This window comes from Pseudomonas sp. D47 (genome assembly GCF_045447305.1).
GTDB lineage: Bacteria > Pseudomonadota > Gammaproteobacteria > Pseudomonadales > Pseudomonadaceae > Aquipseudomonas.
In genome coordinates, this window is sequence record NZ_JBJGXU010000012.1 from 24,897 (window position 1) to 49,608 (window position 24,712).

General features: G+C 60.8%; 18 protein-coding genes. 7 read left to right on the forward strand and 11 right to left on the reverse strand.

The genetic code is table 11. The annotated features are described in order from the left end of the window. The first annotated feature begins 358 nt into the window (after positions 1-358). From ACI77I_RS10895 to ACI77I_RS10920, 6 genes are read left to right on the forward strand one after another with little or no spacing between them, the layout of a single operon-like run. Positions 359-2,752, forward strand: coding sequence for a TonB-dependent receptor plug domain-containing protein (locus tag ACI77I_RS10895; protein WP_406997481.1), 2,394 nt, complete (start codon positions 359-361; stop codon positions 2,750-2,752). A gap of 25 nt (positions 2,753-2,777) precedes the next feature. Next, a complete protein-coding gene (locus ACI77I_RS10900) occupies positions 2,778-3,743 on the forward strand; it encodes an amino acid ABC transporter permease (protein ID WP_406997482.1) in 966 nt (321 codons plus the stop codon). Next, on the forward strand, positions 3,736-4,509 hold the full coding sequence (locus ACI77I_RS10905) for an amino acid ABC transporter ATP-binding protein (RefSeq protein ID WP_242150994.1): 774 nt from the start codon (positions 3,736-3,738) through the stop codon (positions 4,507-4,509). Before ACI77I_RS10900 ends, ACI77I_RS10905 begins: the two co-directional genes overlap by 8 nt. A gap of 17 nt (positions 4,510-4,526) precedes the next feature. Next, positions 4,527-5,450, forward strand: coding sequence for an ABC transporter substrate-binding protein (locus ACI77I_RS10910; protein ID WP_242150991.1), 924 nt, complete (start codon positions 4,527-4,529; stop codon positions 5,448-5,450). A gap of 11 nt (positions 5,451-5,461) precedes the next feature. After that, complete coding sequence (locus ACI77I_RS10915) at positions 5,462-7,045, forward strand: flavin monoamine oxidase family protein (RefSeq protein ID WP_406997483.1); 1,584 nt, start codon at positions 5,462-5,464, stop codon at positions 7,043-7,045. 26 nt (positions 7,046-7,071) lie between these two features. After that, positions 7,072-7,506, forward strand: coding sequence for a RidA family protein (locus ACI77I_RS10920; protein ID WP_263273576.1), 435 nt, complete (start codon positions 7,072-7,074; stop codon positions 7,504-7,506). Positions 7,507-7,615: 109 nt separating this feature from the next. Here ACI77I_RS10920 and ACI77I_RS10925 read toward each other — a convergent pair whose 3' ends face one another. The 3 genes from ACI77I_RS10925 to ACI77I_RS10935 form a co-directional block, all read right to left on the reverse strand. Then, positions 7,616-8,755, reverse strand: a complete 1,140-nt coding sequence (locus ACI77I_RS10925) for a hypothetical protein (RefSeq protein WP_242150983.1) — start codon at positions 8,753-8,755, stop codon at positions 7,616-7,618. Positions 8,756-8,892: 137 nt separating this feature from the next. After that, the gene (locus ACI77I_RS10930; protein WP_242150980.1) at positions 8,893-9,399 is read right to left on the reverse strand and encodes a hypothetical protein; all 507 of its coding nucleotides are present in this window, start codon (positions 9,397-9,399) and stop codon (positions 8,893-8,895) included. Beyond that, positions 9,396-10,310: an NAD synthetase gene (locus ACI77I_RS10935; protein WP_406997484.1), complete on the reverse strand. Its 915-nt coding sequence runs from the start codon at positions 10,308-10,310 to the stop codon at positions 9,396-9,398. The genes ACI77I_RS10930 and ACI77I_RS10935 overlap by 4 nt, the downstream gene beginning before the upstream one ends. A 186-nt stretch (positions 10,311-10,496) precedes the next feature. On the opposite strand from ACI77I_RS10935, the gene ACI77I_RS10940 reads away from it, so the two are divergent. Next, positions 10,497-10,985, forward strand: coding sequence for an Hcp family type VI secretion system effector (locus ACI77I_RS10940; protein WP_406997485.1), 489 nt, complete (start codon positions 10,497-10,499; stop codon positions 10,983-10,985). A 564-nt stretch (positions 10,986-11,549) separates the two neighbouring features. On the opposite strand, the gene ACI77I_RS10945 is transcribed toward ACI77I_RS10940, so the two are convergent. The 8 genes from ACI77I_RS10945 to ACI77I_RS10980 all read right to left on the reverse strand — a co-directional run bounded on the left by ACI77I_RS10945 (position 11,550) and on the right by ACI77I_RS10980 (position 24,693). After that, the gene (locus tag ACI77I_RS10945; protein WP_406997486.1) at positions 11,550-14,060 is read right to left on the reverse strand and encodes a fimbria/pilus outer membrane usher protein; all 2,511 of its coding nucleotides are present in this window, start codon (positions 14,058-14,060) and stop codon (positions 11,550-11,552) included. A gap of 85 nt (positions 14,061-14,145) precedes the next feature. Further along, positions 14,146-14,877 carry a molecular chaperone gene (locus ACI77I_RS10950; protein WP_242150971.1) on the reverse strand — a complete coding sequence of 244 codons (732 nt, stop codon included), beginning with the start codon at positions 14,875-14,877 and terminating at the stop codon, positions 14,146-14,148. 74 nt (positions 14,878-14,951) lie between these two features. Continuing rightward, positions 14,952-15,554: a fimbrial protein gene (locus ACI77I_RS10955; RefSeq protein WP_094953713.1), complete on the reverse strand. Its 603-nt coding sequence runs from the start codon at positions 15,552-15,554 to the stop codon at positions 14,952-14,954. A 194-nt stretch (positions 15,555-15,748) separates the two neighbouring features. Continuing rightward, on the reverse strand, positions 15,749-16,396 hold the full coding sequence (locus tag ACI77I_RS10960) for a response regulator (protein ID WP_094953712.1): 648 nt from the start codon (positions 16,394-16,396) through the stop codon (positions 15,749-15,751). Between the two features lie 23 nt (positions 16,397-16,419). After that, on the reverse strand, positions 16,420-19,593 hold the full coding sequence (locus ACI77I_RS10965) for a hybrid sensor histidine kinase/response regulator (RefSeq protein WP_094953711.1): 3,174 nt from the start codon (positions 19,591-19,593) through the stop codon (positions 16,420-16,422). An 83-nt stretch (positions 19,594-19,676) separates the two neighbouring features. Next, positions 19,677-20,870 carry an EAL domain-containing protein gene (locus tag ACI77I_RS10970; RefSeq protein WP_242150966.1) on the reverse strand — a complete coding sequence of 398 codons (1,194 nt, stop codon included), beginning with the start codon at positions 20,868-20,870 and terminating at the stop codon, positions 19,677-19,679. Beyond that, entirely contained in the window at positions 20,857-23,655 is a 2,799-nt protein-coding gene (locus tag ACI77I_RS10975; protein ID WP_263273573.1) for an ATP-binding protein, read from the reverse strand. The genes ACI77I_RS10970 and ACI77I_RS10975 overlap by 14 nt, the downstream gene beginning before the upstream one ends. A gap of 57 nt (positions 23,656-23,712) precedes the next feature. Continuing rightward, entirely contained in the window at positions 23,713-24,693 is a 981-nt protein-coding gene (locus ACI77I_RS10980) for a fimbrial protein (protein ID WP_242150960.1), read from the reverse strand. Positions 24,694-24,712: the final 19 nt, after the last annotated feature.

Consider the following 24,712-nt stretch of genomic DNA (forward strand, 5'->3'; position numbering starts at 1 on the left):
GTGGGAACGACCAAGACATTATTTATTTGAATAAAAATATTAATATATAATGAAAGTAGAGAATATTAGCTTATGCCCAAATAGCATTATATTTTTAAAATCCATTCCGTTATGTTTGATCGCAACAGCCTACCCCTGACCTCGGATGGTACCCAGCGTGATTCAGATTCTGCGCGCCATAACCGGGCAATGACCCCGCGGCAGAATCGTTGGAAGGAGTTCAACGTATGTTGCCAATTCAAACCTCTCGCTTGCCCCACACCTAGTTTCCAATCGCCGACACACCCTGGAAAAAACCGAGCACCGCGCACGATCGCGCGACTGCCCGACTTCGCGATCTGGAAAGTTTGGAGTGGCCATGAAACACGTTTTACTCCCCACCACCGCACTGGCGCTGGCCCTGCTGGCAAGCACGGCCCAGGCTCAGGACGACAGCACCCTGTCCACCGTGGTGGTCACCGGCAACCGGGGCGCCGAGCAGCGCACCGTCACCAGCAGCCCGGTGCCAATCGATGTGGTCAGCGCCAAGCAACTGCAAAGCACCGGCAAGCCCGGTTTGATGGAAGCCCTGAGCGCGGTGATCCCGTCGCTGACCCTGCCGGAAAAAACCGGTTGGGACGCCAGCGGCATTGCCCGTGCTCCCAACCTGCGTGGCCTGAGTGCCGCCGAAGTGCTGGTGCTGGTCAACGGCAAGCGCCGCCACACCAGCGCCACCTTGAACATCAACGGCATCAACACCGGCGCGGCCCCCGCTGACCTCGACTTGATCCCGATCAGCGCCATCGACCATGTAGAAGTACTGCGCGACGGCGCCGCCGCTCAATACGGCTCGGATGCCATCGCCGGGGTGATTAACGTGATCCTCAAGGCCGACACCAGCGGCACCTCGGTGACCAACGTCGGCCAAGGCTACGACGGCAAGAAGCAGACCGTGCAGCAAAGTCTCAACAAGGGTTTTGAAATCGGCAACGGCGGCATTGTGCAGTTGGCCCTGGATGCGCGCAGCCAGAACGACGACAACAAGGCCAGCGCCAACGGCTACACCTATGAACAAGCCTACGGCCTGGCAGGCAAATCCACCTATGGCGGCTACGGCACGCCCAAGACCAACCTGCTGACCCTGGGCTACAACGCCGAGCTGCCGATTGATGACAGCTTGAGCCTGTATTCCTTCACCACCTACTCGCGGCGCAAGGCCGAGCAGGGGCAGAATTTCCGCTTGCCGACCATCACCAACACCATCACCACCGGGCCGAATGGCTACCCGGCCGGGTACACGCCGACCTGGTACATCGACGAGGACGATTTCCAGGCCGCGTTCGGCGGCAAAGGCACCGTCGGCGCGTGGGACTGGGACCTGTCCACCACCTACGGGCGCAACGAAGCGGAGCAGGGCACCACCCACAACCAGAACCCGTCGCTGGGCGAGTACACGCCGAACAGCTTCACCTCCGGCACCTGGATTTCCACCGAACTGACCACCAACCTCGACTTCAAGCGCGGCTTCGATGTCGGCCTGCAGAAGCCGCTGGACCTGTCCTACGGCTTCGAGCATCGGCGCGACACTTATGAGGTGCAGGCCGGTGACTACGCGTCCTATGCCAACGGCGGCTACTGCGTGGCGCCGGGCAATTGCGCGTCGTCCGGGGCCCAGGTCACCAACGGCATTTCACCCGATGAAGAAAGCAGCGCCTCGCGCAACAGCCTCGCCAGCTATGTCGATGTAGGCTTCAACCCCTTGCCGGACTGGTACGTCGGCACCGCGTTTCGCTATGAGCATTACAACGAAGGCGTCGGCGCGACCCGCAGCGGTAAGCTGACCACGCGCTACGATTTCACTCCGCAGTTCGCCGTGCGCGCCACAGTCAGTAATGGCTTCCGTGCGCCGTCCCTGGCCAACAGCCTGTTCAGCGCGCGCTCGACGACCTATGGCGTGGTTGACGGCGTGTATCAGTCGATCAACTACGGCGTACTGCCAGTGGGTTCGGCGGCGGCCAAAGCCCTTGGCGCACAAGAGTTAAAACCCGAGCGCTCGACCAACTTCAGCCTCGGTTTCACCCTGACGCCCACCGACCGTTTGAACTTCACCGCCGACGCCTACGTGATCAACCTGCGTGACCGCATCACCCTGACCGGCACCTTGCTCGGCCCGCAAGTCACCCAGGTCCTGCAGAGCAACGGTATCAACTCCACCTCTGGCGGCCAGTACTTCATCAACGGCGCCGACACCCGCACCAAAGGCGTGGACCTGGTCAGCAACTACAACCAGGACATCGGCCAGTACGGCGCGTTGAAATGGACGGCAGCGTTCAACTGGAACCAGACCAAGATCCTCAACTACAAGGCATCCACCGACATCCTCGGTACGTCCTACGATTTGATGGACCGTCAGGCCCGGGGCCTGATCACCGATGTACAGCCCAAGACCAAGCTGATCCTGGGCGGCGACTGGAGCATCGACCGCTTCAACCTCAACCTGGCCTTGACCCGCTACGGCTCGTACAAAGAGGTCAACGTCTCCGCCGACCGTAGCCTGGACCGCGTCTACAGCGCCAAGTGGATCACCGACCTCGACCTTGGCTACAACCTCACCAAAGACCTGAACATCGCCGTCGGCGCCAAGAACCTGTTCGACGTTTACCCCAAGAAACAAGGCGTGCCGAGCCGCACCATGCTCGCCAGCTACGGCACGTATTCGCCCTACGGTTTTACCGGCGGGTACTACTACACCCGGCTGACTTACGCCTTCTAAGGCCGCTACCCGCGAGGAATAGAACATGCCCATTGTCGCCAAAACCTATGACCTGATCGAAGATGTCAGCCCGGTTCCCCAGCGCCGCGTCGCAACGCCCATCAAGGCTCTGCACGTGGTGCCGGCCCGACACCCGTGGCGCTGGGCCGGGTCGATTTTCGCCGCGCTGGTGCTGCTCGCCATAGTGCATTCGCTGGCCACCAACCCGCGTTGGGAGTGGGGCGTATTCGGCCAGTGGTTCTTCTCGCCGTCGGTGCTGCGGGGCCTGGTCCAGACGCTGTTGCTGACGCTGCTCAGCACGGTGTTCAGCATCATCCTCGGTACCGCGCTGGCCCTGGCGCGGTTGTCGGGCTCGCCGCTGCTGGCGGCGTTGGCCTGGGGTTACATCTGGTTTTTCCGCTCGATGCCGGCGCTGCTGGTGCTGATCATCCTCTACAACTTTGCCTACCTGTATGACCACATCGTGCTCGGCGTGCCGTTCACCAGCGTGGTGTTCGCCGAATGGTCGACGGTGGATGTGCTCAGCCAATTCACCGTGGCGGTGTTGGGCCTGAGCCTGATGCAAGCGGCCTACGCGGCGGAGATTATTCGCGGCGGCCTGATCGGTGTGGATGCCGGCCAGCATGAAGCGGCGGCGGCCTTGGGTTTGCCGGCCTCGCGACGCATCTTCCGGATCATCCTGCCCCAGGCGCTGCGCTCGATTTTGCCCTCGGGTTTCAACGAAATCATCGGCCTGGTCAAGGGCACGTCCATCGTCTACGTGCTGGCCTTGCCGGAGCTGTTCTACACCGTGCAGGTCATCTACAACCGCACCCAGGCGGTGATCCCGCTGCTGATTGTGGCGACCGTGTGGTACCTGATCATCACCACCGTGCTGACCAGCGGCCAGTACTACGTCGAGCGTCATTTCGCCCGTGGCACCGCGCGCGTGCTGCCGCCGACGCCGCTGCAACGTATCCGCCGCTGGCTCAAGGAGAAAACCCATGAGTGACGCACGCGCCGGGCGCATCCAGATCCAGGGCGTGGGCAAGCGCTTTGGTAACCAGCAGGTGCTCAACGACATCGACCTGACTATCGACCCGGGCAAGGTCACGGTGATTCTCGGGCCCTCCGGTTCGGGCAAATCCACCTTGCTGCGCACCATCAACCACCTGGAGAAGATCGACAGCGGGCACATCACCATCGACGGTGAATACGTCGGCTACCGGCGCAAGGGTGACCTGCTCTACGAATTGAAAGAACGCGAGATCCTCAAACGGCGCATCGACGTGGGCTTCGTGTTCCAGAACTTCAACCTGTTCCCGCACCTCACCGCCTGGGAAAACATCGCCGAGGCGCCATTGGCCCACAAGCGCTGGAGCAAGGCCGAGGCGCAGGCCAAGGCGTCCGAGCTGCTGGCCAAGGTCGGCCTGGCGGACAAGGTCGATGCCTACCCGCGCCAGCTTTCCGGTGGCCAGCAACAGCGCGTGGCCATTGCCCGCGCCCTGGCGCTGGACCCCAAGGTGCTGCTGTTTGATGAGCCCACCTCAGCCCTCGACCCCGAATTGGTGGGCGAGGTGCTCGACGTGATCAAGGGCCTGACCCAACTGGGCGTGACCCTGGTGATCGTCACCCACGAGATCGGTTTCGCCCGGGAGGTGGCCGACCACGTGGTGTTTCTCTGCGACGGCCAACTGATCGAAGAAGGCCCGCCCGAACAGATTTTCCGCCAACCCCGACATCCCCGCACCGTGGCCTTTCTCGGCAAGGTGCTTTAGTTCAAGGAGAGACCGCCATGTTCATCAATACCGCCCGTGTGGCCCTGCTGGCGCTTGCTGTCAGCACTGCGCAAAGCGCATTCGCCGTGCAACAGGTCGACCTCAGCCCCGACCGTGTGCGCATTCATGTGCCGCGCAACGAAGCGGCCATCGCGCAGATCCCGCCGGGCTTCAAGTTCGCCCAGCCGGGCAAGTTCACCGTGGCCGTGTCCGGCGTGGCCGGGCCACCGTTGGCGCTGCTGGCCAATGACGACAAGACCACCATCGGCAGCGAGGCCGACACCGCGCAGTTGGTCGCCGACAGCCTCGGCCTGCAACTTAACGTGGTGCAGACCAGTTGGGAGGATTGGCCGCTGGGCGTCAGCTCAGGTAAGTACGACGCGGTGATTAGCAACGTCACCGTGACCGAAGCACGCAAGAAACGCTTTGACTTCGCCACCTACCGCCAGGACGTGCTCGGGTTTTATGTGAAGAGCACCAGCAAAGTCACCGAGATCAAACAGGCTTCGGACATTGCCGGGCTGAAGATCATCGTCGGCTCCGGCACCAACCAGGAAAAGGTCCTGCTGGCGTGGAACGAGGCGAATGAAAAGGCCGGCATCAAACCGGCGCTGTTGCAGTACTTCGACGACCAGGCCGCCGCGCAACTGGCGGTGCAATCGGGGCGCAGCGATGCGCTGTTCGGGCCCAACTCGGTGTACGCCTACTCGGCGGCGATCACCGGTGGCATCAAGCGCGTCGGCACGGTCAATGGTGGTTGGCCGTTGAAGGCCGATATCGCGGTAACCACGCGCAAAGACAATGGCTTGGTCCAGCCGATCCACACCGCCCTGGAAGGCGCGATTGCCGGTGGCCAATACGAACAGGTGCTGCAACGTTGGGGCCTTGATATTGAGCGTGTCGACAAGTCGCTGATCAACCCACCGGGCCTGCCGGACTAGGAGTTGTAAACATGGGACTGACACGACGTGAAGCGCTGTCGAGCATTGCCGCTGTGGGCGGTGAGCAGGCAGTCAAGGATGCGCTGGCGGTATTGGGTTTGGGGCCGTCGTCGCATCGGCGCCCGCAACCGCTAAAACTTAAGGCCGGCCTGGGGCAGGGCACTCGTGTGCTGGTGTTAGGCGCGGGGATTGCCGGGCTGGTCACTGCGCTGGAACTGACCCGCGCTGGTTTTGATGTGCAAGTGCTGGAAGCAAGGGATCGGGTTGGCGGGCGCACCTGGACCCTGCGCAATGGCGACCGTGTGGACTACAAGGACGGCCGCACGCAAGCCGTGGCGTTCGATCCGGGCCTGTATTTCAACGCTGGGCCTGCACGTATTCCCAGCCAGCACCGCACGATCCTCGACTACTGCAGCGAACTGGGCGTGCCGCTGGAAGTGCTGGTCAACAGCAGCCATGGCGCCCAGGTGCGCCCGGACCTGCAACAGCCGGCGTTCACCGTCGGCCAGGCGATCAACGATGCGCGTGGGCACCTCTCCGGCTTGTTAGCCAAGGCGGTGCAGCGCGACGCACTCGATGACGTATTGAGCGGCGAGGACCGCACGCGCTTGCTGGCTTTCTTGCAGGTCTATGGCGACCTGTCGCAAGAGCTGGCCTATGAAGGCAGCTTACGCGCCGGTCACCTGGAATCGCCCGCGCACCCCGGTGCATTGCCCGCCAGCCGCAGCCCATTGGCGCTGGATCGCTTGCTGCATCCCGAGCTGTGGGGCGCATTGCTGCACACTGAGTTTCCTGAGTTCTCAGCGACCATGTTCCAACCGGTCGGCGGCATGGACCGCATCACCGACGCCTTCTACCAACGCGTCAGCGAACACGTGCAACTGGGGGCCCAGGTGCGCCAAATCCGTCAGTTGGACGACGGCGTGGCGGTGACTTACCACGACACGCGCAGCGGTCGCGAACAGGTGGTGCGCGCCGATTATCTGGTCTCGACATTGCCGCTGCCGCTGCTGGCCAAACTCGACACCGACTTCAGCGACCCGATCAAGGCTGCGTTGCTCAGCACCCGCAGCGATCAAGCCACCAAAGTGGCATGGCAATCGCCGCGCTTCTGGGAAACCGACTACCGCACCTACGGCGGTCTGTCATGGGTCGAGCACCCGGCGCGATTGCTCTGGTATCCAAGTAACGACCTCAACACCCGCGAAGGCTTGCTGGTGGCCGGTTACGTAACGGGTGAGGGCGCCGACGTGTTTGGCGCGCAAGCGTTCGAGCAGCAGTACGCCACCTCCAAGGAGGCCGTGGAGCTGTTGCATCCGGGTTATTCCAAACACCTGCGCAACCCGCTGGCGGTGTCTTGGGAACAGATTCCCTACAGCGAAGGCCCGTGGCTGCAACGCGAACACTTCCCGGCTGACGCCAGCAGCCTGTTGGAACAAGCCCATGGCCGCGTGTACTTCGCCGGTGACGGCCTGGTGCAAAGTGGCGTGGGTATCTGGCAGGAATCGGCGGCCAACTCGGCGCGGCATGTGGTTGCGCAATTGGCTGAACGGGTAACTCAACAACGAGATATTTCGGCACTTGCCGCGTCATAAATAGCCGCCTTTAAGGGAGCAACACCATGAGCGACAGCATTCAGCGTACCAGCGTCGGCGATTTTCCAATCTCGCAAACCGTCACCGTGCCGGCCTCTGCCAGCCTGATTTTCGTTAGCGGCACCTTGCCCGATCTGGCCGACGCGCAGGCCCCGGCAGGCACGCCTGCGGCGTATGGTGATACCGAAGTGCAAACGGTGTCGGTGTTCAACAAACTGCGCAAGATCCTTCAACAGCAAGACCTGGACCTGGGCGATATCGTGCAGTTGCGGGTGTTTTTGGTCGGCGCCGAAGAGACCGCCGGCAAGCTGGATTTCGCCGGGTTGCAGCGCGGTTATACGCAGTTCTTCGGCACGTCTGAGCAGCCGAACAAACCGGCGCGCACCGCGTTGCAAGTGGTGGCGTTGCCGTTGCCGGGGGCGTTGGTGGAAGTCGAAGCGATCGCGGCCCGTACGGCGTAATTGTTTGCAGTGAGCAGGTTTATTGTGGCGAGCGGCCCCGCTCGCCACAACAAGTCCGGCAGACACAACAAGCCCGCTTGCTACAGGAGCATCATTCGTTGGCAGGTGCCTAGGCACCCTTGCCGGGCACTTGCCAGATCTGCTCGCGCACCGATTCGCCGAGCCACACCATGCCATGCATGAAGGTATCGCGCTCCTGTGGCGTGGTGAGGGGGAAACAGGCGTAGTGCGTGTGCGCCATGACCCTGAGTTCTTCGGCCCACGCCCGCTTTTCTTGCTCATTGTCGAGGTTGCAGCCCTCAAGGACGTGGGCCGGCATGAAGGTGCTCAACTCCATGGGCAGCGCATCGCAGGTGCCCAGGCGTGCGTTGATCGTGGAACTGCAGATTTCTACGGTCAGCCCGCTAATGCCCTTGGCCAGGAGCTTTTTCAGTGGCTTGATCTTATTGTTGGCGGCGAAATTCGTGGATTTGAGCAGGGTGTTGTAATGCGGCTTGAAGTGGTTGATCAGGGCGGCTTCCGCCAGCGTAATCACCTCATCGCGATTCAAGCGCACACTGCGCAGCCGCTCGAAATGCTCCGACTCCTCCTGCTCGCTGGCCACAGGCTCAGCATTGAAGTCACCGCCGTTGCTGATCATTGTCCTGCCGTGCTCGAACCGGTAGAGCAAAATCGACACCTCCAGCTCCGGGCTGTTGGTCGAGGTTTCTGCGAGGATGCGTTGCAGGGTGGTGTGGTTCAACAGCCGGTCCACCGCCGTACGCGCGTGAACCTTGCCGATGCCCTGGCCGACATAGAGCACGTTCATGTCCCGATGGTTCGCTTGCAGGGCACTGGTCGCGTTTGCTACCACGATATGCGCGGCGGTGGTCATTTGCCGTGAGGTCGAGAGGATGGTCAGGTGCGTACCGTTGGGCGCGACGATCACCTGTTCGATGTCATCCTGATCGTCATGCCCGATGCGCGGGATGTCATAACGGAAGGGGATCGACTGCACGCCCTGTTCGTCCATCACGATAAAACTGCCGTGCGCTGATCGACCGAGCAGGTACAGGTCATCAGGGTTGATCAGCACCCGCCGCCTGGCGGTGATCAGGTAGATATTGCTGCCGGCAATCGTCTCTCGGAAATGGCCATCGCCCTTGGCGCGGTAGAGGTCGGCGGGCGTCAATACCGACGGCGGGCTGGAATAGAGATGGGTTGCCCCTTCGGCAGAAAACTGTCGAATGATCGAGTCCATGTTGGTCATTGTTCCGTCCTTGCGGGGCTGCGCGCAACGGCAGCGTCGCGCCGCAGTTTGTCAAAAATGCGGGGCCATGGGCACTGACTGAATGGATAGGTATTCAGTTTCTGCGCGTGGGATGTGCACATGAATGGGGCCAGGGCTTACCACCATTTCCAGCGGCCCTGGTTTTTCAGGGAGGTGATGATGGCTTCGCGTTTGTGGCGGATTTCTACCATCTTGTGGCGTAGTTCGCGGCAGCGGTTGCTGTTGAGGATCAGTAGGCCGGTCAGCGGGCCGAGGAGTGTCATGGAGTAGAGGTAGACGTTGGGGCCGTAGGCAATGGTGGGCAGTGATACCAGCAGGCATATGAGATATATCGCGACGTTTAGCCAGGCCCACTGTATGCGCCCGTACAGCACTTGGTATTTGGCAATGGCAAATACAGCGCCAAGTCCGGCCGCGCCGAAAAAAGATGTCTTGGTCGCAAAGCCTATGGGGTACGTCGAGAGATAAGTGAGCATTGCAAGGATCGCCGCCAAGGCGATCGAGAAACACCCGAGAAGCGCATCGCCCCAGATTATCGGCATATAGCGCTTGAGTAATTGCCAAGGATCTTCAATGAACGCAGCTGAGTAATAGTGGTTTTTTTTCTCCGTCCGGTTGTTCATTGATTGATTTCCTCGTAAACACCCAAGGCCAATGTTCTGACGTTTCCGGATATTGTACTGCTGGTGAGGCTCAGCGAAGCGGCTGCTGCATCCATTATATGGGCTGCGGTTGCCTGTTGTATCTGTGTAGCACTTATACGTTTTGGCAGATTTCCAGCAGCTTTTTCAAGCTTCAGCTGTTTGAATGTTAGGCTCGGATCGCGGATTCTGAGCAACTCATCGTTCAGTTTCTTGCGTTCTTGCCGGGTGAGGCCTTTGAGTACTTGGCGAGTCGTTTTTCCGGTTACTTTTGTGGTTGTAGTGACTACTTTCACTGTGACCATTGCCGATGTGGCAACGCCTAGCAAAGCAACACCGTCCAGCACGACTGTCGCAGCCTGATACCAAGTTTCGTTATCCAAGTAGTCATTGAACTCAGGAAAGGCTGCCTCTGACCCGGTTCGTATAACACCAGAGATGCATTGAGCGGTACTCGCAACGACTGCTGCTTTCCCGATGAATGAAATCACCGCACTGGCTCCGCCAGTGAAAGGCATCAACGCGGTCCCGCTCGCAACCACCAACCAACTCAAGAGTACACCCGTACACGCCACCGTAGTATTCAGCGCCTCCTTCATCAGCTCCGACTCCCGCGGCTCATGCTCCAACATCCGCTTGAACTCCGCAGGCCCGACGTAGCGAGGCGCCTCACGCAACACCACCTTCTTCGGCACTACGCTGCACACCGCCTGAAACTCACGCAGTACCACCACGTTAAACACTTCGTCGATATACACCACGCCCGCACCAATCAGCGCCGGATCAGCATCAATGGCGAAGAACAACTTACGTAGATCAATACTGCTTTCAATGCGCTGACGCGTAGTGCGGTGGGCCGTGGGGAATCCATCTTTCAACACAGAGGCCGTCATCCTTAACTCCTGGTTTTTGCGGGAGCCCAGAGCGTAAAGACGTGCACGCATCTATGAATGTCGGAAGGTTCGCCAATTCACGTCGGGTGCGTCTCTATCATGCTTTGGCGTCTTGCGTGCGCCGTGGCGGCTGAGGAAAAGTGCGCCCCGCGTCACTACCGACGCACACCAAGGCAGGGAGCAAACATGGCCGTCGATATGTTTTTAAAACTGGGCGATATCAAGGGCGAATCCAGGGATCAAGCCCATCGCGACGAGATCGATATCACCCACTGGGCCTGGGGAATGTCGCAGTCGGGTTCGATGCACAGCGGTACGGGCGGCGGTGCGGGCAAGGTCAATATTGCCAACCTGAACCTGACAAAGGCGCTGGATAAATCCAGCCCTAACCTGATGATGGCCTGCGCCAGCGGCAAGCATTATCCGGACGCGAAACTGGTGGTGCGCAAGGTGGGAGGCGCGAGCCCGGTGGAGTATCTGGTGATCACCCTGAAGGAAGTCATGGTGGTGTCCTACAGCAGCAGTGCTGAAAACGGCGTCGATGTGTTGCAAGACAGCTTCGCCCTGAACTTCGCCACCGTTGACGTCAGCTACCAGCCGCAGAAAGCCGACGGCGGCAAGGACGGCGGGCCGGTGAAGTTTGGCTGGAACATCCGGCAGAACGTGAAGGCCTGAGGCCCAGCCAACCCTTATTCTTCCAACTACAGCGTATCGGTAGCAGCTTAGCCAATGTGGGAGCGGGCTTGCCCGCGATAGCTGTCTGCCGGTCACCGAATGCATGAGCTGACACGCCGTTATCGCGGCATAGGTATCTACGCAACTTTTTGTGTGTGATGGGTTTAGGTAGATTGAGTACATATCCGTTGCTGCGGTAACGGCGGCTTATGGTTTCGCTCTTACAGCCAGCCCTTTCAAGGTCTTTGGAAAAAGCCTCAAAAAATGATCATTTTTTGACCAAAAGAGATGCTGACTGAACCAAATTCAACTCGTTTTTTTCTTAATTTCAGCCTGGAATTGGCGTAGGACGCGATTTAGGCAAAGACCTTGAAAGGGCTGGCTGTAAGAGCGGAACCAATATCAGCCGTGACCCAAACAACGGATATGTACTCAGCGCCCTCCGACAAACACAACACTCAACCCGTAAAAAAAGATGTGTAGATACCTATGGCTATCGCAGGTAAGCCCGCTCCCACATTTGGATTTTTATACATCAGAGAGAGGGTGTAGATATCGCCCCCTTCAAGGCGTGCACACCAACGCCTGGCGCTCATAGTTCAGCGCTTTATTCTGCGGCGGCAACGCATAGGTTGCACTGCACTGCTGCTCACCCCACTTGATAACCAACGTGCCCTGATCCTCCTCCACCAACGCCAGCGCATTGCCATTCGGGTCCGCAATCGCCAGTTGCTTGCCGTTCGCGTCCTCCAGCGAAGCCCCAAACGACAGCGGCTTGCGCTGCGCATCAAACAACTCAAACAACACCCGCCGCCCGGTGGTGCCGCTGTAGTGCGCCACCACGATTGCGCCACGGCGCGGCACCACTTGTTGGGTGGCGTTGGTGATTTCTACATCGCCGCCCAGGTCGCGGGTGTCCAGGCTCACCCAGTTCACCCGGTAGGGCTGGGCGTTGGGGATTACCGCGTAGCCGTTGTAGCCGGTCTCTACACCGCTGTAGCTGCTGATTTTTGCCCCGGAGATACCCGGCACTTCGGCCAGCGCGAAGGTCTCGCTGACGGTCTGCCCCAGGTTGATGCCGCCTGCGTGAGCGACCACGGAGCCTGCGAGGTTGAGGTTCTGTGAGTTGTAGCCCTGGCCCTGGCTGTAGCCGAGGCTGACGTCCGCTACCGAGGTGCGGCTGTTGATATTCGCCGAGCCGGAATCGCCGCTGGTGTCGCTGTGGCCGGCCTGCACCGAATAGAACGTGTCGCTGGTGTCGGCGACGAAACCATTGAGGCCCGCCTGGGTGGTGGTGTCGCCATGCTGCCGGCTGGTGGTGACAAACGCCCGTGGCGCGCGGGCCTGGCTGCCCAGCGGGAAGGAAATCGACAGGTTCACCTGGGTGTCGCTGCTCGGCTGGCCAAAGGTGACGATTTGCTTGGTGCGCGTCACGCCGAGGTTGTAGCTCAGGTCGCCCCAGTTGCTGGTGTAGCCGGCGGAAAAACTCTGCGAGCCGCCGCGGTTCCAGTAGCGCTGGTCGCTGGCGTTCACGTACACGCTGCCGAACTCGCTGTTGCGCCCGATACTCTGGTTGATGGTCAGGTCGGTGCGGGTTTTCGAATGGCCGGTGCGCACGCGCACATCCTGGCTGCTGTCTTCGACATGGTCGGTGAGGGTGCGGTAGCCCTCGGTGGAGTAGCGGTACGCGGCCAGGGTGAAGTTGGTGTCGGTGCCGGTAAAGGTTTTTGCATACAGCGCCCGCACGCTGCTGCCCTGGGTGGTTTTGCCCTGCGCCTTGCTGGAGGAGTGAGTGGTGTCCAGCGAGAAGGCGCCGAACGAGGTGTTCTTACCGGCGCCGATGGACAGCGCGTTGTAGTCCTCGCTGGTCTGCAAGCCGACAATCGCGCTGAGGTTGCTGGTCAAGCCGTAGGCCAGGGTGCCGCTGAGAAAACGCGGAGTCGCCAGGCCGTCCGCGTTGCTTTTGAACGTGCCCGCCGAGAGGCTGTACTTCACCTGACCTTCACGCACCATGATCGGCAAACTGGAAAACGCCTGCATCGTCACGCGGCGCGTGCCGTCGGCTTCGATCACGGTGATTTGCAGGTCGCCGTTGGAGCCGCTGGGGTAGATGTCGTTGATCTCGAACGGCCCCGGTGCGACGTTGGCGGTGTAGAGGATGTAGTCGTTCTGGCGGATTTCCACTGTCGCGTTGGTCTGCGCCACGCCACGGATCACCGGCGCATAACCGCGCTCGCTGTCGGCACGCATGCCGTCATCGGAGGCGAGCTTGAGGCCGCGATAACGCACGCTGTCGAACAGGTCGGTGTCGGAGAAAATCTCACCGGCGCTGAACTGGCCCTTGATCGCAGTCACGTCGTGCTGCAAGTAAGTGCGGTTGCTGGTGTAGGTGTTCGAACGCCCGGTGCCGCCGCTCAGGTTCGACTCGTTGCGCAAGCGCCAGGCACCCAGGTTGATGCCGTTGCGCAGGCCGAGGTTATTCGAGATGCGGGTTTTGTAGTCGCCTGCAGTGCGGCTGCTGTTGAGCTGGTAGTTGACGAACGCGGCGGGCACGCCTTCATCCCATAACTGCGGGTCGACGTAACCGCGCAGGCCACGCTGCATGGCCACTTGCGGGATGCTCGCCATCAAACGCAGGCGGCTGCTGTCGTAGCGCACGCTGGCGTCCTCGATCATCTCAGCGAGGGCGTAGCAATCCTGCGGCTGCTGCGGGTCGATTTTGCCTTCGGCCTGCAAACGGTGCATGTCAACGCCCAACTGCTTGAGCAAATCGAGGGTCAGGCAGGCTTCGACCCGGCCGTTTTTCGGGTTGCGCTTGAAGTCGATGTCGCGCCGGCCCACCAGTACTTCGTTGCTGTACAGGTCGACGCGGTAATTGCCCGGCAGCACGCTGTTGGCCGAGAGCAACTGCTGCAAATCGACCGATGACTGCGAGCCCTGCAAAAAGGTGGTGTTGAAGGTTTCCGCAGCCTCGTCCGCCATTGCCCAGGCCGGCAGGCTGGCGGCAATCGCAAGCGACAGCGTCTTCAACTTCAGTGCGCCACGCGCGGGCCTGTTACTGGAAAGAAAAGACATGCGAAGACCTGTGACATCCCTGATTGGCGAACAGGCGGGCACGCAAACACGCACGCGAGGTGAGCCTGTGGGTTAGAGAAAAGGCTTAGGGTTTGAGGCGTGATTCAGTCGCGTGCGCGGCGACGCCTGACAGGGGCGCGGTGTAGTGGTTCTGCGCGCCGTAGTCATTGATGCTGGAAAACGACAGTTGCACCGAGCCAGCCGCGGGTGGCGTCTTGAGCGGGAACTGTTTTTCCTCGCCGGGCGCGATCATGGTCGAATCGCTGGCCAGCTGCGCCTGCACCTTAATGTCGGCCATGGACACGTGGTACAGCGTCGGATTTTTCACCTGCAACAGGGTCTGTGCGCCGTGCTTGGCCAGCGACCATTCAAGCTGTGCAGGGGCCTGCAACGCACTGCCGGTGAGGCCAGCAGGGCGGTAAAAAATCTTGATGCGTTGGCGGATGGCCAACTGCAAGGTGTTCTCGGCCTCACTGGCCTTGGGGATTTCCTGCACATTCAGCCACACCACCGACTCGCGGTCCGTGGGCATGCCGGTGCCTTCGTACAAGATGCGCAGCAGTTGCTGTTCCTTGGCGAATACGCGGGCCAATGGCGGGGTGACGGCAAACGGTGCGCGGCTGGCGCTGGCGTCGTTCATGTCGACCCAGGATTGAATCAGCACATCCTGGTTGCCGTTGCGCACGGTGATGTTGGCTTCTTTGTGGTCGCCATCAAATACGATACGGGTGGCGTTCAATGAAATGCTGGCGGCGGCCTGGGTAGCCATAAGCATGCCCAGCAGCCCCAGGCTTGCGGCGATATAACGAGGCAGCATGAGGGTTATCCGGTGTAATCAAAGAGAATGGCGAGGCCGTTTGGCCTCGCGCGATCGGTGCTCGGGGCGCCGAGTTACTCGTATTGCAGGATGAACGGCAGGGTGGCATCACCGCGACCGGCGGTGGATGCACCGGCGGCACCCGTGGTGACGTAGGCAGCCGCGAAGCTCAGGGTGGCGTCGCCGCCCGCAGTGCCTTGGCCGTGCATGGCGCTTTCAATGCGTGCGGTGCTTGTCGAGCTGAGGTCGATCAAGGTGCCTGTGCTGTCGAGCAGGGCGATACCGACGTTTTGCGCGGTAGCCGAACCTGGGTTCAGGGCCAATACTTTCTTGCCGTTGACCAGACCCGAACCGCCATTGTTGGCATCAAAGATCATCGCGACTTTGGTGCCCTGGTTGCAGTTGACGTTCAGGTTGAAGTCTTTGGCGGTCACACGGCCGGCGGTTGGGTTTTCCGCAGTGCCCATGTCCTTGATCGAAACGTTGCCCATGTCCACCGAAATAGTGCGGTCAGAGTTGGCGCCGTCTACCGAGCAGGCGTCGTTGTTGATCACGCCGGTGAAGGTGATTTTACCGCTGCCGCCCAGGGTAGGCGTCGGTACCGGATCAACGGCAAATGCACTGCCGGAAGCGGCGATAATGGCCGAGGCGATAACAGCCAGGGAAAACTTCTTCATGATGATGTCCGTAAGTGTTAGTTGGAAAATGCTGTTGTTGAACTGCGAGGAAAGAATAAGAGGCGAGGCGCTGCGAGCGAATAAGACGATTCTTATAAGCCGCGCTATAGACGGGTTAGTTGCACCGCAAGGCAGGTGGGGAACCAGCAAATAAAGGGCCAAGCCATTGCCTGGGAATGGCTTGCACGTTGTGCTTAGTTGAAGATGTTGCGCGCCAGGCAATAGGCGAGAAGGTCCTGGTCGCTGCTCACTTCCAGTTTGCGCATGGCGGATATTTTTTGTGCACTGATGGTCTTTGAACTGCGGTTCTGGCTGCGTGCAATATCACTCACGCTCATGCCGGAAATAAACAAACGCAGGATCTCGAACTCTTTGGGCGACAAGCTGGTAAAACGCTCGTCGATGGCCGTGAGGGTCTCGATCACCGAGGTCTTGGGCGGCTCCAGGCTGCGATAGGCGCTCTGTTGTGCAATGGCCTTGAGTGCCAGTTGAATCTCGGTGTGCAATTGGCTTTTCTGGATGATGCCGACCACGCCCAGCTCTTGCAGGCGAGTGAGGATAAGGTGATTGGAGATCATCGTCAGGATCAGGATCTGCACCTGCGGAAAATGCCGTTTCAGGTACTCCACCAGCTTCAGGCCATCACCATAGGGCGAGTCGCCCGGCATGTTGTAGTCGGTGATCACAATGTCGGCGCCCTGATGCTGCAACAGCTCGATCAGGCCCGCCGAACATACCGCTTCGCCCACGACTTGAAAGCGTGTGTCGCGCTCCACCAGCTCGCGTACCCCAAGCAGCACGATTGGGTGATCGTCCGCGATAACCACGTTGAATTTTTTCATAAAGGGCCGTCCGTAGTGCCAGTTCAAGTGAGGGAAGTGTGCCCGGGCTGGAGAGTTTCCAGGACGGCCGACAGTCGCTGCATCACAGTCTTCACCTTGAGCTCAAGTGAAGTGTCGAGGCTGCCGCGGTTCAATGCGCTTTCCAGTTCGATGCAGGCCTGGGCCAAGTCGAGCGCCTGCACCGCGCCCAAAGCGCCGGAGGCCGAATGCAGCAGCTGGCCGAGGGTGCGCGCGTCGCGCTGCGCCAGTGCCGCGCCGATCCGCTGCAAATCCTGCTGCACGCTGCTGATGAACAGCGGGCGCATCTTGTCCGACAGCTGCACGCTGTCGTCGAACGTCTCGGGCGGTGGTTCCACCGGTGGCTTGACTTTGCACTGCTTGACCAACTGCGCGCGCAAGGTTTGCAGACTCAAAGGTTTGACGATCCAGGCATTCATGCCCACCGCCAGGCAGCGCACGCCTTCTTCGCGCATGGCGTTGGCGGTTACGCCGATAATCGGCAACTGCCGGTCATGCGCCCTGAGGGCCTTGGTCAGTTCATAGCCATTCATCAAGGGCATGTTCACGTCAGTCAGCACCAGGTCGAACGCCTGCGGTTGCCACAGCTGCAGCGCCTGTTCACCGTTGGCCGCAAGGGTCACCGAGCAGCCGAGCGCCTCCAGTTGTTCCTTGATGATCGCCTGGTTGACTGGATTATCCTCCGCCACCAGGATGCGCAGCCCCAGCCGCCCTGCGCTTTGCGGTAGGGCGGCCGGCGGATGCTCGTGCTTGTCGTGCTGCGCCAACGAGACGGTGGCGGCAATGGCGCGCACGTCGTGCATGTCCACAACCCAGCCCTGTTTCGTGTGCCGTGGCGGGGTGTGTGCGCCCGGCAGGCACAGCACGCGTTGGCCGGGCCAGGGGCGGGCGGGCTCATTGGGCAGCACATCGACCAGCACCGCGTGGCGGCTGTCCTGTTCGGGCGTGGACGCCGCCAGGGCTGCCGTAATACCCAAACGATTGAGCCAGTCACACAGCGACTGCGCCAACTCACGCACCGGCGCCTGCACATACACAGGCGTTGGGCTGGGTTCGATCAGCGGTGTGTTGGTCAGGGCACCGCTGCACAACGGCAGGCGTATTTTCAGGGTAAAGCTGCTGCCCAGGCCCGGTTCGCTGACCACCTTGATTTCACCGTCCATCATCTGCGCCAGCCAGCGGCAAATCGACAGCCCCAGCCCGGCGCCGCCTTCACTGGCGGTGTCCGGTGCCTGGTAAAACACGTCGAACAGCTTGGCCTGCTGCGTTTCGGGAATGCCCACACCGGAGTCTGTGACCTGCCATTCGAGGTCGACGTTGTCGGCGTCGAATGTGGTCACTCTGGCGCGAATGACCACGCGTCCGATATCGGTGAACTTGATGGCGTTGCTCACCAGGTTATTGAGGATCTGGCGGATACGCATCGGGTCGCCCATTACACAGTCCGGCAGCTGCGGATCGATGCAGCTATAGAGTTGCAAACCCTTACGCTGGGCGAAGGCGGCGTAGGTGTGCAACGTGTCTTCGAGCATGTCCAGCGGGCAGAACTCCACGGCTTCAATCGCCATTTGCCCGGCCTCGATTTTCGATACGTCCAGCACATCGCTTATCAACTGGAACAGCGTGGCGGAGGAACGCTGGATCGTATGCAGGTAAGTTTGCTGATGGGGGTCCAGGTCGGTCAGGCCGAGCAGTTCCAGCGTGCCGAGCACGCCATACAACGGGGTGCGAATTTCATGACTCATGGTCGCCAGGAACAGCGTCTTGGCCTTGTTGGCGGCATCGGCGGCGCGGCGGGCGTCCTCCAAGGTCTGGGCGTCGTCGATATGCCGAGAGATGTCGTTGAACGCATACAGGCGCACGTCCTCGGCCTGATAACGGGTGGAGACAAAGCCGACTTGCAAGTGCCGGCCTTCGATCTCAAGGTGCGTTTCGCCGCTCTCGGCGCTGTCGTGCATACCGGCCAGGGTGGCCACCAGGTGTGCAGTGCCCGGCCATTGCTGGGCGCGTTGGTTCTCGATCAACACCTTGGCGTCGCTGCGCCGTACCACACACAAACCGGTGGGGGCGGTGTCGATAATCACGCGGCTGAACGCCACGCTTTCGGCAATCCGTTCGTGGGCCAGGCGCGCCGGCGCGATAACCTGGCGCCGGTACCAGCGGCTGCCGGCCCAGCCCAGGGTAATCAGGCTGCCGAGCAGCAGCGCCAGGGTGCTCAACGGCCACAAAGCCGAATGAAAGAAGTGTGAGTAGTTCAGGCCATAGATCGCGCTCCAGGGCTGGGCGCCCGCCTGGGTAATCTTGAATTCAAAGCCGTCTGCGTTGAAGTGCACGCCATCGCTGAGCGGCGCTCCCACTTCGGGGCCGATCAACCGGTTGCCATCGGGGGCAATCAGGGTAAAGCGGTCAAATGCCGAGTGTTCCAGGGCGCGTTGCACGTCGTCGACCTGAGCCATGTCGAGCAGGGTGCCGACCACCGCCTGGCCCTGGCCGTCGAGGGGCAGGCCGATGTAAGCCAGCAGGTGCTCGGACCCGGGGCCTGCCTGCCAGTACACGCGGTTCTGTTCCAGTGGTTGTGGCGTCTGCTCAAGGGTTTGTTGCACTGCGTTAACCAGCGCCACCAAGTTGCCGGTTTCCTCGGTGCTTTCCCGGCGCTGGTAGCCCACCGACGGTACGGTGATGGCGTAGTTCGCCTGGCGATTGAGCAGAAAGGTTTGCGGCGCCTCATACGGCGATGACGACCAGAAGGCGCTGAAATAACTAGTTAGGTGCGCGCCCAGGGCAAATATCTGCGGCCGGGTGGCGGGGCTGACCTGTTGTTCATCGAATTTGACGCTGAACGGTACCGAAAACGAATACTTCTGGCCTTCGTACAGCGTGCGGTGGTTGTCGACCATGCGGCTTTTCAGGCTGACATGAACCTTGGTGGCGCGCAGCAGTTCGGCCTGGATGCCCGGGTGTGTCAGGCTCTTGAGGTACGACTCCTGTTCCGCCAGGTTCTCCATCAGGCGCGCGAAATGAAAGCGTGTCGCGCCGTAGCGGGTTTCGACCCCGCGTTGCAGTGACCAGTAGTTGGTCAACACCAACAGTAACGCGATACCGAGCAGCACCATCAGCCCTTTGTTCAGGCGCAATGAGCTGCGGGTAAAGGCTTCGAGGACCGCATTGTTGTGCTTCATCAGGGGTTTCCGCAAGCGCAGGATAAATCGGCACAGGATGGAGCTTACTCCTTACTATCGAACAGATAATCCCTGGCCGCCAACTAGTGAGATGTCGCGGGGCCATCATTGTTCAGTAGTTGTTGAAATTGTTCAGAAGAAACCGCGTGAGAAATCAGGAAACCCTGCACCTGATTGCAGTCAATCTTGCGCAGCAGGGCCAGTTGCTGCGGTGTCTCGACACCTTCGGCGACCACGGTCAGGCCGAGTTTGCGGCCCAGCGCGATAATGCTCGCCAACGCCTGGGCCATCCCTTCGTTGTCGTGGCAGCCCTGCACCAGCGACTGGTCGATCTTCAATTCGGTAAACGGCGTGGACACAAGATTCAGGTACGAGCTGTAGCCCTTGCCGAAATCATCCTGCGACAGGCCGAAGCCCTTGATGCGCAGGCGGCAGGCGCCGGCGTAGAAGTTGCTGATGTCCTGGGGCACCGAGCATTCCATCAGCTCGAAGCAGATCATTCCCGGGATGCCGTCGTGGTGCAGCACAAATTCCAGCAGGCGGTCGGCCAGGTCGTGGCTGTTGAGCAGGTGGGTGGGCAGGTTGATCGATACCGGGATTTCGTAGCCACGCTGGCGCCAGCGTTCCTGGGCGTGGATCGCCTGCTTGAGCACCACCCACAATAGTCGCTCCTCCAGCTCGAATGCCTTGATCGCCGGCAGGAACGCAGCGGGCAGCATCACGCCTTGCTCGGGGTGCATCCAGCGCACCAGTGCTTCGGCGGCGACAATGCGCCCGTTGGCCAGGGACTTTTTCGGCTGGAACCAGGCTTGGAGCTGGCCTGAGCTCATGGCCTGGACCAGGGTGTGGCGGTCGATGTCCAAGTGTTCGGGCAATGCCGGGGAGGGCTTGCGCACGCTGTTCCTGAGCTGGTCCACCAGGCTGCGCAGGGCGTCGGCGGCGACGGGCTTGGAGATCAGCCCGATCACTTCCACATCGAGGTTTTTCGCCACCAGGCTTGCCGCCATCAACATACGCCGCGACGCCGCGCTCATGATCGCCAGCGCCGGTTTGCAACGCAGGCTGGCCAGGCACTGGATAAATTGCACGCCGTCCATGCCGGGCATCAGCAGGTCGGTCAGTACCAAGTCGAAATCGCGCTTACGCAGACGCTCCAGTGCTTCTTTGCCGTCCTCGGCGGTTTCGAGCATGAAATCCCCCAACTCACTGAGCAGGTGCTGCAGGTAGACGTGCTGCAGGGGGTGGTCCTCAACGATCAAAATACTAAGGGGCTTCATGGTTGATCCGTGCATAAGGCGCCAGGGAGTTGAATAGAGCCCGCAACGCAAAGGGTTTGACCAGGCAATGGTTCATGCCGGCGGCCAGGCACAGGTCGGCCTCGCCGCGCATGGCGTTGGCGGTAGCCCCGATAATCGGCAACGGGCAGCCCTGGCGGCGCAGTTCGCGTGCCAGGTCATAGCCGTTGATGTGGGGCATGTTCACGTCCGTCAACACCACGTCGAAGTTGCCGGCGGTGTACAGCTGCAACGCTTCCTGACCATCGGCCGCCAGCTCCACGGTGCAGCCGAGTTCTTCGAGTTGGTCACGCAAAATCAGCTGGTTGATGATGTTGTCCTCGGCCACCAGCAGGTGCAGGTTGAGTTTGTTCAGGTCACTCTGGCGCGTCTGCTCACCGGCGCGGGCCACCCACAGCCCTTGGGCCTGGCTCACGGCCTGATGAATTGCGCCGAGGTGGTTGAGGTTGACGTGCCAGGCGCCGGCTTCGGCCTCCTGCGCGGTGCAGGCGTTACTGCTGACGTGGATCACCGGGCCCGGCCACTCGGGTGCCAGCAATGGGTCGACACTGCCGGGGTGCACTTGCAGCAGCAGATGGTTTTCCGGCAGCGTCGGCAGGCCGGCCTGGGCGCGAGCCCCCCAGCGGCGCAGCCAGCCGCTGATGGAGTGCGCCAGCTCTTGGATCGGCGACACCACGTAAATGGTCTCGGCCAACAGCGGGGTCATCGGTGGGGTCGGTGCTTCCTCCAGCGGCAGGATCAGACTGAAACTGCTGCCCAGCCCCAGTTCGCTGACCATGCGGATATTGCCATTCATCAATTCGGTCAGACGCTGGCAGATTGGTAAGCCCAGGCCGGTGCCGGCGACCACGTTAGTGTTGCCTTCACTCTGGTAGAACGGCTCGAAAATCATCGCCTGGTCTTCCTGGGCGATGCCTTTGCCGGTGTCCGAAACCTGCCACAACAGGCTTGAGCGCTCGCCATCGCGGCCAAGCACTTTGACCCGCAGCACCACGCGCCCGTAGTCGGTGAACTTCACCGCGTTGTTCAGCAAATTGTTGAGAATCTGGCGGATGCGCGTCACGTCGCCGATCAGCCGTTCCGGCAACTTCGGGTCGAAGCAGGCATACAATTGCAGGCCCTTGCCCTGGGCGGCTGCGGCGTAGCCCTGGATGATTTCGTGGACGAGGTCCAGCGGTGAAAACTCGCTCATTTCCAGCGCCAACTGCCCGGCCTCGATCTTCGACACGTCCAGCACGTCGCAGATCAGTTGCAGCAGGGTCGAAGATGAGCCTTCGATGGCATGCAGATAGTCTTTTTGCTGGGCGTCCAGTTGCGTGCGTGCCAGCAATTCCAGGGTGCCGAGCACGCCGTATAGCGGCGTGCGGATTTCATGGCTCATGGTCGCCAAGAACAAGGTCTTGGCCGCGTTGGCGGCGTCTGCCGACTGCCGCGCTTCTTCCAGCGCCGCCTCGACTTGCTTGCGCGCACTGATATCGCTGAAGGCGCAAAACAACACGTCCTCGCCCCTGTAGCGGGTCGGCGCGCTGCTCAGGTACAGGTGGCGGCCGTCGATGGTTTCAAAGTAATCGCTGCGTTCGGACGGTTCACCGGCGTAGGCCTGCTCGATCCAACCAGCGCGCAATGCCTTGCACTCCGGGCCGTTGCCCAGCCATTGCTGGGCCAGGGTGTTTTCCAGCACCACCTGGCCGTCGGTGCGGCGTAGCACACACAGCGCAACGGGCGCGGTCTGGATCACATCGCGGCCGAACGCCTCGCTCTCGATCAACGCCTGGATGCGGTGGATCGAGGGAATGATGAAGCGCTGGTCGACCCGACGCATCACCAGCCAGATCAGCGCCAGGCTGAACAGGCAGAACAGCAGCGAACCCAGTAGCTGTTTCCACAATCCGTTGACCACCGCGCGCAGGTCGATGGAGTACATCAACTGCCAGTCCGAGGATTTCAGGTGTTTGCGGATCACCAGGTGATCGGGCAGCAAACCGCTGCCGACAAAGCCGAAGAAGCTTTCTTCGCCGGGCCGCAGGTGTTGCTGGCGTGCCTGCGTGTCATCGCTGTTGGTAAACACCAGCGTGCCTTGGGCGTTGAGCATCATGAACTCTCCAGCGCTCTGGTCGCTGAGGGTTGAGGACACTTCGCGGCTTTCCATTTCCAGGCCCAGCCAGCCGGAAGTGGGGTCTTGGCGGTCCAGGCGGATGAAAATATACAGGTGCGAATGGTGCTCGGTGCGGTCGCTCAGCCACAGCTCGCTGAGCATGGCCGGGTCGCTGTGCTGTAGGGCTTTGAGGCGGTTGAGCATGCACTTGGACATCGGCAGCACCTGCGTGGTCGCGTCGTACAGCCGCACCACTTGCGGGTTGGGGCCGGCGTTCACATAAAGCAGGTTGAGCTGCTTGGCCTTGAGGTAGTCGCGCATGCGCGCGGTCAGCCAGATGCTCCACTGGTTGCCCGGCGTGTCGCCCAGTTGCAGGTGTTGTTCTTCCGGCGAAGAGAGGTAAACCCTGGACTGCTTGCGTACCGCCGACAGGCTCAGGCTTTCGAGCAAGGCTTCGCGGTTGGTGAAAAAGGTGTGGGCTTCGGCGATAGCGCTGCTCATGTAGCCGCGGCGCTGGGAGATATCGTTATTGAAGGTCGACAGCAGAAAGGTATACACCCCGCTCAGGATGCCGATGAGCAGCACGGTCGCGAAAATACGAAGCAGCCTTCTGGCTGCTTCGGGTCGGGAGAGGACGGGGTTGATTTGGAGCAGATAACTTTTCAATCGCATCGGCGGACTTTAAGCGTCGACCTTTGCGCGTGGCATAAGACGATCCTTAAAAACCCGCTACTTGTAGTACATATCCACCACCACCGCGGCGTCGAATGCGCCGGGAATCGGCAGGGTGCGCCACTTCAGGTCAGCACGAAATTCATCGTGGCTCTGGCCCAGGCCCATCAGCTCCTGCAGGGTGAACCAGTTGTTGAACGGTAACGGTTGCTGGCTCTCGGCGCGGGACAACGAGATGCCCACCGATTTGTTGTTATCCGGCACCAGCAAGCCGTTAATCACGCTGCCGCCGCCCGGCGTGGTGGCGAAGCGTGCGCTGACGGTGTAGGGCGTGTCGCAACCCTTGCGCAGGTTCAGGCTGAAGTTCGCGGTGCTGGCGACTTCACCGATTGAAAACTTACGCGAGGGCATAGGGAAGTTGACCACGCTGGGGGTGATGGTCAGCTCGGGCGTGCAGGGCACGAAGCGGATGCCGTTCATGCCGGTGACCACGTAGTTAAAGTTGCTGTTGGGCCGTGAGTTGAGCCCGCGCACGCCGTCGAGCTGGAACACGCGGTACGAGGTCAGGGTACTGGCCTGGCCGCTGGGTGGCGTGGGGTCGTACTTCTCGATGTACACGCTGAAGTTGAGCGTGAAGCGCGCCTTGTCCCAGCCGATGCAGTTGGAGGTGCAGCCGCGGTCGGAAAAAAAACCGGTGCCGACCTTGCCGGTACTTTGCGTAATCGGCTGGTTGTTATAACGAATGCCCACGCGGATACCCGTTCCGATGCTGACGTTGCCCGGGTTGACGTAGAAGTACACTTCTTCGCGGCCGACTTTGTAGTCGTCCTTGCAGATCACATTGGTGGAGCGCGGGCCGGACTCCCAGATGATGCTGCCGTTGGGTGCATCGGCAGCTACCGCCAGCGCGGTGCCTAGTGCCTCTTGGGTAATGATCGAGCCGGTGCCGTCTTCACGGCAGGCCAGTGCGTGGCTGGTCGCGGGCAGGACCGCGCAGGCCCACAGCAGCATGGGTAAAAAGCGTTTGGTCAGTGACATTGGTGTAAATACCCCGCGA

Excerpts from the sequence above, each read along its gene's own strand:
- ACI77I_RS10900 (WP_406997482.1), top strand. The coding sequence starts at position 2,778 with ATGCCCATTGTCGCCAAAACCTATGACCTGATCGAAGATGTCAGCCCG.
- ACI77I_RS10905 (WP_242150994.1), top strand. The coding sequence starts at position 3,736 with ATGAGTGACGCACGCGCCGGGCGCATCCAGATCCAGGGCGTGGGCAAG.
- ACI77I_RS10975 (WP_263273573.1), bottom strand. The coding sequence starts at position 23,655 with ATGCGATTGAAAAGTTATCTGCTCCAAATCAACCCCGTCCTCTCCCGA.
- ACI77I_RS10915 (WP_406997483.1), top strand. The coding sequence starts at position 5,462 with ATGGGACTGACACGACGTGAAGCGCTGTCGAGCATTGCCGCTGTGGGC.
- ACI77I_RS10970 (WP_242150966.1), bottom strand. The coding sequence starts at position 20,870 with ATGAAGCCCCTTAGTATTTTGATCGTTGAGGACCACCCCCTGCAGCAC.
- ACI77I_RS10950 (WP_242150971.1), bottom strand. The coding sequence starts at position 14,877 with ATGCTGCCTCGTTATATCGCCGCAAGCCTGGGGCTGCTGGGCATGCTT.
- ACI77I_RS10960 (WP_094953712.1), bottom strand. The coding sequence starts at position 16,396 with ATGAAAAAATTCAACGTGGTTATCGCGGACGATCACCCAATCGTGCTG.
- ACI77I_RS10940 (WP_406997485.1), top strand. The coding sequence starts at position 10,497 with ATGGCCGTCGATATGTTTTTAAAACTGGGCGATATCAAGGGCGAATCC.
- ACI77I_RS10980 (WP_242150960.1), bottom strand. The coding sequence starts at position 24,693 with ATGTCACTGACCAAACGCTTTTTACCCATGCTGCTGTGGGCCTGCGCG.
- ACI77I_RS10925 (WP_242150983.1), bottom strand. The coding sequence starts at position 8,755 with ATGACCAACATGGACTCGATCATTCGACAGTTTTCTGCCGAAGGGGCA.
- ACI77I_RS10910 (WP_242150991.1), top strand. The coding sequence starts at position 4,527 with ATGTTCATCAATACCGCCCGTGTGGCCCTGCTGGCGCTTGCTGTCAGC.
- ACI77I_RS10965 (WP_094953711.1), bottom strand. The coding sequence starts at position 19,593 with ATGAAGCACAACAATGCGGTCCTCGAAGCCTTTACCCGCAGCTCATTG.
- ACI77I_RS10955 (WP_094953713.1), bottom strand. The coding sequence starts at position 15,554 with ATGAAGAAGTTTTCCCTGGCTGTTATCGCCTCGGCCATTATCGCCGCT.
- ACI77I_RS10945 (WP_406997486.1), bottom strand. The coding sequence starts at position 14,060 with ATGTCTTTTCTTTCCAGTAACAGGCCCGCGCGTGGCGCACTGAAGTTG.
- ACI77I_RS10935 (WP_406997484.1), bottom strand. The coding sequence starts at position 10,310 with ATGACGGCCTCTGTGTTGAAAGATGGATTCCCCACGGCCCACCGCACT.
- ACI77I_RS10920 (WP_263273576.1), top strand. The coding sequence starts at position 7,072 with ATGAGCGACAGCATTCAGCGTACCAGCGTCGGCGATTTTCCAATCTCG.
- ACI77I_RS10930 (WP_242150980.1), bottom strand. The coding sequence starts at position 9,399 with ATGAACAACCGGACGGAGAAAAAAAACCACTATTACTCAGCTGCGTTC.
- ACI77I_RS10895 (WP_406997481.1), top strand. The coding sequence starts at position 359 with ATGAAACACGTTTTACTCCCCACCACCGCACTGGCGCTGGCCCTGCTG.